Genomic DNA, 6,451 nt, shown 5'->3' on the forward strand with positions numbered 1-6,451 from the left:
GCTCGGAGATGTGTATAAGAGACAGGTTGGAGTGGACCACGACCGGGCGGTTCCTTCTTCGTCTGGCTTCCTGTTCCGGAAGGTTATACGTCCCAAAGCTTCACGGATCACCTGCTTGACGAAGCACATGTCGCTGTGACCCCTGGATCCTTCTTCGGCGAATACGGTGAAGGCTACGTCCGGATCAGTTTGATTGCTGACGTTGAACGTCTAGAAGAAGCCGTCGATCGAATCGGAACGCTCAACCTGTTCCGGACACCTGTTGCGGAATAATTCTGAAAAAACATTTGACAGATGGGAATCATTTCCGTTAAAGTAAATCCCAACAGCATAACTACTTATCGAGAGCGACCGAGGGATTAGGCCCAACGACGTCCGGCAACCACCTGTAAGGAACGGTGCCACATCCTACAGAATGATTTTCATTCTGAGAGATAAGTTACGAAATCTTACACTTTCGTCGCTTTTTTCTGGTTGCTCCGCTACTAGGAAAAAGCGACTTTTTTTGTATGAGGAGATGAGCGGATGATTGAATTCAAACACATTACAAAACGGTTCGTCCGAGACCGGACCCCGATTTTTGCCTTACGGGATGTCGATTTGACGATTCAAAAAGGAGAAATCTTCGGAATCATTGGAGAGTCTGGTGCCGGTAAAAGTACGTTGCTTCGCCTAATCAACGGGCTCGAGCATCCGACACAAGGAACCGTCAAGGTCGACGGTGTCTCGCTCGGCGGGATGTCAAAAGCAGATTTGCGTCAACTTCGCTTGCGGACAGGAATGATCTTTCAGCATTTCTAATTGATCCAGTCGCGCAACGTCGCGGATAACATCGCTTTTGCGCTCAAGGCCGCTGGCGTCAAACGAGCAGATTTCCCGGAGCGGATTCGCGAACTCGTCTCGCTCGTCGGACTTGAAGGATTTGAGACGAACTTCCCGAGTCAATTAAGCGGTGGGCAGAAACAGCGCGTCGGGATTGCCCGGGCACTCGCAAACAATCCGACCGTCTTGTTATGTGATGAAGCGACATCCGCTCTTGACCCCGTTACGACACTACAGATCCTTGAACTGCTGAAGGATTTGAATGAACGACTCGGGTTGACGATCGTCCTCATCACGCATGAGATTGATGTCGTCAAACAGATTTGCCATCGTGTCGCGGTCATGTCACAAGGTGAAGTCGTTGAAGTCGCCTCAACCTATGACTTGTTCAGTCAAGCTAAGCATCCGGTGACGCAACATTATGTCGATACGGCACTACAAATCGAATTGCCGGAACGCATCTTACAGGCAACCCCAGGCAAGATCATCCGCTTGCAGTTCACGGGCGAGAAGACCGGTGAGAGTACGTTATCAGAAGCGATCCGCCGTTACGATATCTCAGTCAGTATCTTGCACGGCAAGGTCGACTATATTCAAGACGTCGCCTTCGGTGTCCTCATTGTCAGCTTGACGGGATCATCCGATCAAATCGCTCCTGCCCTCGACTGGCTCGCGACGGAACTTCATGCACTCGAGGTGATTCAGGATGTGGCTTGATCGTATTCAAACGATGTTACCTGAACTCTTGAAGGCACTCGGCGAGACAGCATGGATGGTCGGAATTTCACTTGCTTTCGCATTGGTCGTCGGGATTCCGCTCGGAATTCTCTTGTTCGTCACCGACCGCGGATTATTTTTTCAAAACCTTGCCGTCCGCCGTGTTCTTGACTTCGTCGTCAACATCGTCCGGTCGCTACCGTTCATTATCTTGTTGGTCGCCCTCATTCCGTTGACGAAGTTCTTACTCGACAATACGATCGGTCCGACGGCAGCATCTGTCAGTCTCAGTGTCGCAGCGATTCCATTTCTCGCGCGACTCGTCGAAACATCACTCCGTGAAATTCCGCCTGGTCTAATCGAAGCAGCGGAAGCCTGTGGGGCGAAACCCTTGCGGATCATCGTCAGTGTCCTCTTACCGGAAGCACTCCCTGGCATCATTCAGGGCATCACATTAACGACGATCAGCTTGATTGGCTTCTCAGCGATGGCTGGTATCGTCGGCGGCGGTGGTGTCGGTGACCTCGCGATCCGTTTCGGTTACTATCGCTACGATAATCTCATCATGATCGTGACGATCGTCGTGCTCATCGTCATCGTTCAAAGTATTCAAGCACTTGGCAATCAACTGGCGCGAAAAACAGATAAACGCTAATCATACATGCAAAGGGAGAGTGGAATCATGAAAAAACGATATGCCTTTTTAGCAACAGCCTTACTCGGTGCAGGAGTCCTCGCAGGATGTGGAGACAGCAGCGCTGATGAAAAAAACAAGACGATCAAGATCGGGGCGACGAGCGGTCCGTATAGCGACATGGTCAAACAAGCGATTCAGCCACAACTCGAAAAGAAAGGCTATAAAGTCGAAATCGTCGAGTTCAGCGATTACATTCAACCGAACATCGCCCTCGGTAGCGGCAATATCGACGCCAACTTGTTCCAACACTCGGTCTATCTCAAGACGTTTTCTAAAGAAAAGAATCTCGACTTAAAAGGACTGATCACGGTTCCGACAGCACCGATGGGACTATACAGCAAGACAGCGAAGACACTTGACGACGTCAAGACAGGTGCTGAAGTCGCGACGCCGAATGATCCGACGAACCAAGCACGGGCACTGAACTTGCTTGCGGAACAAGGCTGGATTGAACTCAAGCCGGACGCTGATCCACTGACCGTTTCAGAAAAAGATATCGTCAAGAATCCGAAGAAACTCGTCATCAAACCACTTGAAGCGGCTCAACTGCCACGCGCTGTTGAAAGTGTCGACATCTCAGCCGTTCCAGGAAACTTCGCACTTGCTGCGAAATTCGACTTACTTGATGCGTTAGCACTTGAGACGATGGACGAACAATACCGTAACCTCGTCGCTGTCCAAACGAAAGATGCGGACAAACAAGTCGCAAAAGACTTAAAAGCAGCCGTCGAATCGGACGCCTTCAATACAGTCATCGAAAAATCATTCAAAGGCTTCAGCAAGCCTGAATGGGCAAACTGATGTAAAAAACGACCGGAATTCAAGGAGAGATCATCTCTTTGAATTCCGGTCGTTTGGTGTTAGAACCGATACCACATCAGTTCTTCATCATGATAGGTATCATCGATTTTCAGCGCCCGTGGTTCAATCGCGTATGATTCAAAACCAAGCGACCGGTACAACGCTTTAGCAGCTTCGTTCGTCCGGACGACCGAGAGATGGACTTGCTCAATTAGAGGATGATGCTTTAATGTACGTAATGCCTCTTCTACGAGTTGTCGTCCGACCTGTTGTTTTCGGGCGCGTGGCGTGACGTACATCGCAAATACATTCGCTCGATGTCGCATCTTGAACGGCTCGGAGCAGACGATGGTGACGACACCGACGAGTTCATTTTCATGAAACGCACCAAACGTCATCGACTGTTCGCTTTCAAGACGAGTTGCGTACCGTTCGACGGATCGATCTTTTTCTGATTCATAATCAGAGCCAAATGCCTCAGGATGGTTTCGTAAGGCTTCTAATCGCAACGCTTTATAGAGTACTGCATCTTCTGGATTCAATCGACGGATTTCCAACATCCCCACCTCCTGCCTTTAGTGTAAAACACATCGCTTCATGAAAAAGAGGACGACATCGTGAAATATCGTCCTCCATTTTTCTATTTTAAGGTGTTCGGAAATTAATCGTGAAGTATGGCGCGTTACTCCGGAAAGCCACACCGATGTCAGCTTGTTTGTACTCTTTTTTCAAAATATTTTCTCGGTGCCCTTTTGAATTCATTAAGCCCCAATGTGATGCAAAGACATTCGGATAGCCCATTGATAGATTTTCACCAGCATAGCTGAACCTGATGCCTTCACGCTTCATCCGGTCGAACGGATCACGCCCTTGCGGATCCGTATGTGCGAAGAAATTATTCTTCGCCATATTTTCGCTATGACCGCGTGTCACTGGCTTCAGTGCCGTATACGGAGCCAACGGATTTAACTTGTAGTCAGCCCGTTCCCAGTTCATCAATCGTAGCATCAGCTTCTCATCCGTCGTTCGTAACGCATTCGAAGCCGTACCATAGAAACCCTTTTTCTTCGCTTCGACGTCTTTCGGAATCGACAGTGTCGCTTTCACCTTATTCCCATCATGTTGGTCGAAGAAATAGGTGACGTAATTCCCCTTCTTCTCATAGACGGCTGCATGATCCAGGTTCAACATGTAGTTCGTGTTGCCTTTACGGTAGGATTTCACTGCGGTCCATCCTTTTTTCTTCAGCGATGATTCCGTATCCTTGTTCAAGACTGCCCCTTGCGTTGTTATACCATTTTTAAATCGGTACTTTCCGTATTCCTTACCGTCCTTCGTCAACGATACGAATTCTTCGCTGGACGTCCGCCTGACTTCCCAGTCGTAACCTGGATATTCACTGCTATATCGATCAATCAGCTTGCCGCCACTTTTCGGATAATCGGCTTCTGCCTGTTCCATTGGAATGTTCTCGTAGCCGAAAAAAGCTACTGCTGCTACTCCGACGATCAACCATTTTTTCATATCTTCGTTTCGCCTCCTTTAATCATTACCTTTATTTTAAAAGAAAATGATTCTTTCGAACAGTCATTGGCTCTTAATTGTCTAAATCACATTTTCCGTTCACAAATTAGACACGTTTTATGAGAACGTTCTCATATTATTAAAATGCTTTCGTTAAGAGGATTCTTAAAAGTATTTAGTACATATACTAAACCATCTTTCCCTTTTCTTAAAATGTGTGAACATTCTTTTATTTCATCATTCGAGATTTTTGATTGCTCTCGGAATTCTTACTCGGTATCATTAGAATTCGTAAGCCAAACTTTCAATGCTTTTCCAAATAACATAATGATATGAAGGAGTTGACCTATGGTTTTACTGTATTTCATTTATGAATCCATTGCTTTTTTACCGATTCAACAATACTTATTTTCCGGCTGGATGATTCTTGTCGCGTTGACCGTATCGTTTAGCTTGGCTAATGCACATGAAGATGTTCGACTCAATCAACGGCTCGGTTTCGAGTTGCTTGTTCCTGGATCAGGTATGCTACTTTCTAAGAAATTCATTCCTGGTCTTGCTATCATCCTGTTCTTAATCTTGATCCACTTCACTTATATGTTCCGCGTCATTCCTCTACCGATTGCTTTAATTTCGACGCTCTCGATCAGCACCCTCTCACTTCTTTCGCTTTTAATTCCAGCACGCAAAAAAGCGGACCGCTAAGTCCGCTTTCAAAAAAACAACGGACCTTCTTCGTCAAAAAGGTCCGTTGTCATATTATTGATAGTTTTTCGTTTCTTGTAATTTATAGCCGTTCGCTAATTCAAGCCACAGCGTTTTACCTTTTTTCGTTTTCACTTGGATGGTTGGATTGTCTTGTGATACACGAAGAGCGAGAAGATCTCCTTGCTGATCGGCATGTGTTTCTCCGACCTTCTCCCATTTCGAACCTACTTGACGTTCAATGAAGATATGTTTTCCTTTTTGAACAGCACGCCAGTTTCCGACTTCTGCTGTTCCTTTGACCGGTACGGCCGTCTCTGCACCTTGAATCGAGATAATCGCTGGGTCGTGATCACTCGCGCTACCGTCTGCTTCCATATACTCTGAGTTGATGTTGACGATATCCGACGACGTATACGACTTCAAGTTGTTCGAGATTAAGATATGGTCGAGCACTTGAGCGTTTCCGTTATAGACATACGAGTACCGCTCTGATTCCGGCAGATCGTCAACTGTGTTCCACAAGTTATCGCCTTTTAAGATATCAAGCGTCTTCGAGAACTGGAAGTCGTTTAAGTCACCGAGTACGACGACGTTCGAGCCTTTGACTTCCGTCTTCAATTCAGAGACAAAATCTTGGACGATATTCGCAATCGCATGACGCTGGACTTCACTCTTACGTACGACCGGTTGGTTCTTACCGAAGTCAGCTCCGTCGCCACCTTTTGAGTTGAAGTGGTTGACGATGACGTGATACGAATCACCGTTGAAGAGGAATTCCGCGACGAGTGGTTTCCGTGAACTGGCGAAGTTCGGATCCGTCGGCTGGATGCGACCCGGGTTTTTCGTCAGCTTGCCGTTCTCCACCGCAACAGCTTCCGTTGCACCACCTTTTTCACCTGGTGCGAGCGATACACGCGCCGGGTTGTAAAGGAATCCGACACGGATGTTTCCACCCGGCTGTCCACCGTCTTTCTTATCTTCAGGCGCGATGTCCGTATAGGCATAGCGGACACCTGTTTTTGCTTCGATTGCTGCAATCAATGTCTCGAATGATTTTGATGCGTCGACTGTTCCGCTATCCGTCGCACCATCATTATCCTGCATCTCTGTCAAACCGACGATGTCCGGCGTCTTCAGGAATGTCGCGATGCCTTCTGAGACACGATCGACTTTTCCAGAGTC

At 47.5% G+C, this 6,451-nt stretch carries 7 protein-coding genes, 2 pseudogenes and 1 riboswitch; of the genes and pseudogenes, 6 read left to right on the plus strand and 3 right to left on the minus strand.

From position 1 onward, the window contains the following. Positions 1-18: 18 nt before the first annotated feature. The 5 genes and pseudogenes from F8N00_RS15250 to F8N00_RS15270 form a co-directional block, all read left to right on the plus strand. Positions 19-273, plus strand: a pseudogene (locus F8N00_RS15250) (aminotransferase class I/II-fold pyridoxal phosphate-dependent enzyme); the annotation flags it as partial. Between the two features lie 62 nt (positions 274-335). Beyond that, positions 336-441: riboswitch (SAM riboswitch) on the plus strand. An 84-nt stretch (positions 442-525) separates the two neighbouring features. After that, positions 526-1,020, plus strand: a pseudogene (locus F8N00_RS15255) (methionine ABC transporter ATP-binding protein); the annotation flags it as partial. Between the two features lie 144 nt (positions 1,021-1,164). Beyond that, positions 1,165-1,539, plus strand: coding sequence for an NIL domain-containing protein (locus tag F8N00_RS15260; protein WP_421018511.1), 375 nt, complete (start codon positions 1,165-1,167; stop codon positions 1,537-1,539). Continuing rightward, a complete protein-coding gene (locus tag F8N00_RS15265) occupies positions 1,529-2,194 on the plus strand; it encodes a methionine ABC transporter permease (protein WP_023469366.1) in 666 nt (221 codons plus the stop codon). Before F8N00_RS15260 ends, F8N00_RS15265 begins: the two co-directional genes overlap by 11 nt. A gap of 27 nt (positions 2,195-2,221) precedes the next feature. Next, a complete protein-coding gene (locus F8N00_RS15270) occupies positions 2,222-3,037 on the plus strand; it encodes a MetQ/NlpA family ABC transporter substrate-binding protein (protein ID WP_421018509.1) in 816 nt (271 codons plus the stop codon). A 59-nt stretch (positions 3,038-3,096) separates the two neighbouring features. Here F8N00_RS15270 and F8N00_RS15275 read toward each other — a convergent pair whose 3' ends face one another. Further along, entirely contained in the window at positions 3,097-3,597 is a 501-nt protein-coding gene (locus F8N00_RS15275; protein WP_241492559.1) for a GNAT family N-acetyltransferase, read from the minus strand. A gap of 85 nt (positions 3,598-3,682) precedes the next feature. Further along, a complete protein-coding gene (locus F8N00_RS15280; RefSeq protein WP_023469369.1) occupies positions 3,683-4,561 on the minus strand; it encodes a CAP domain-containing protein in 879 nt (292 codons plus the stop codon). 348 nt (positions 4,562-4,909) lie between these two features. Here F8N00_RS15280 and F8N00_RS15285 point away from each other — a divergent pair, with 348 nt between their 5' ends. Next, positions 4,910-5,266: a hypothetical protein gene (locus F8N00_RS15285; RefSeq protein ID WP_050678127.1), complete on the plus strand. Its 357-nt coding sequence runs from the start codon at positions 4,910-4,912 to the stop codon at positions 5,264-5,266. A 54-nt stretch (positions 5,267-5,320) separates the two neighbouring features. On the opposite strand, the gene F8N00_RS15290 is transcribed toward F8N00_RS15285, so the two are convergent. Beyond that, positions 5,321-6,451: endonuclease/exonuclease/phosphatase family protein (locus tag F8N00_RS15290; protein WP_421018510.1), on the minus strand; the 1,131-nt coding region annotated here is incomplete at its 5' end.

The sequence above is a fragment of the Exiguobacterium sp. A1_3_1 genome (genome assembly GCF_048985645.1).
Classification (GTDB): Bacteria; Bacillota; Bacilli; order Exiguobacteriales; family Exiguobacteriaceae; genus Exiguobacterium_A; species Exiguobacterium_A indicum.

What these genes read in the sequence shown, in the direction of transcription:
- F8N00_RS15275 (WP_241492559.1), bottom strand. Translation starts at nt 3,597, where the DNA reads ATGTTGGAAATCCGTCGATTGAATCCAGAAGATGCAGTACTCTATAAA.
- F8N00_RS15270 (WP_421018509.1), top strand. Translation starts at nt 2,222, where the DNA reads ATGAAAAAACGATATGCCTTTTTAGCAACAGCCTTACTCGGTGCAGGA.
- F8N00_RS15285 (WP_050678127.1), top strand. Translation starts at nt 4,910, where the DNA reads ATGGTTTTACTGTATTTCATTTATGAATCCATTGCTTTTTTACCGATT.
- F8N00_RS15260 (WP_421018511.1), top strand. Translation starts at nt 1,165, where the DNA reads ATGTCACAAGGTGAAGTCGTTGAAGTCGCCTCAACCTATGACTTGTTC.
- F8N00_RS15280 (WP_023469369.1), bottom strand. Translation starts at nt 4,561, where the DNA reads ATGAAAAAATGGTTGATCGTCGGAGTAGCAGCAGTAGCTTTTTTCGGC.
- F8N00_RS15265 (WP_023469366.1), top strand. Translation starts at nt 1,529, where the DNA reads ATGTGGCTTGATCGTATTCAAACGATGTTACCTGAACTCTTGAAGGCA.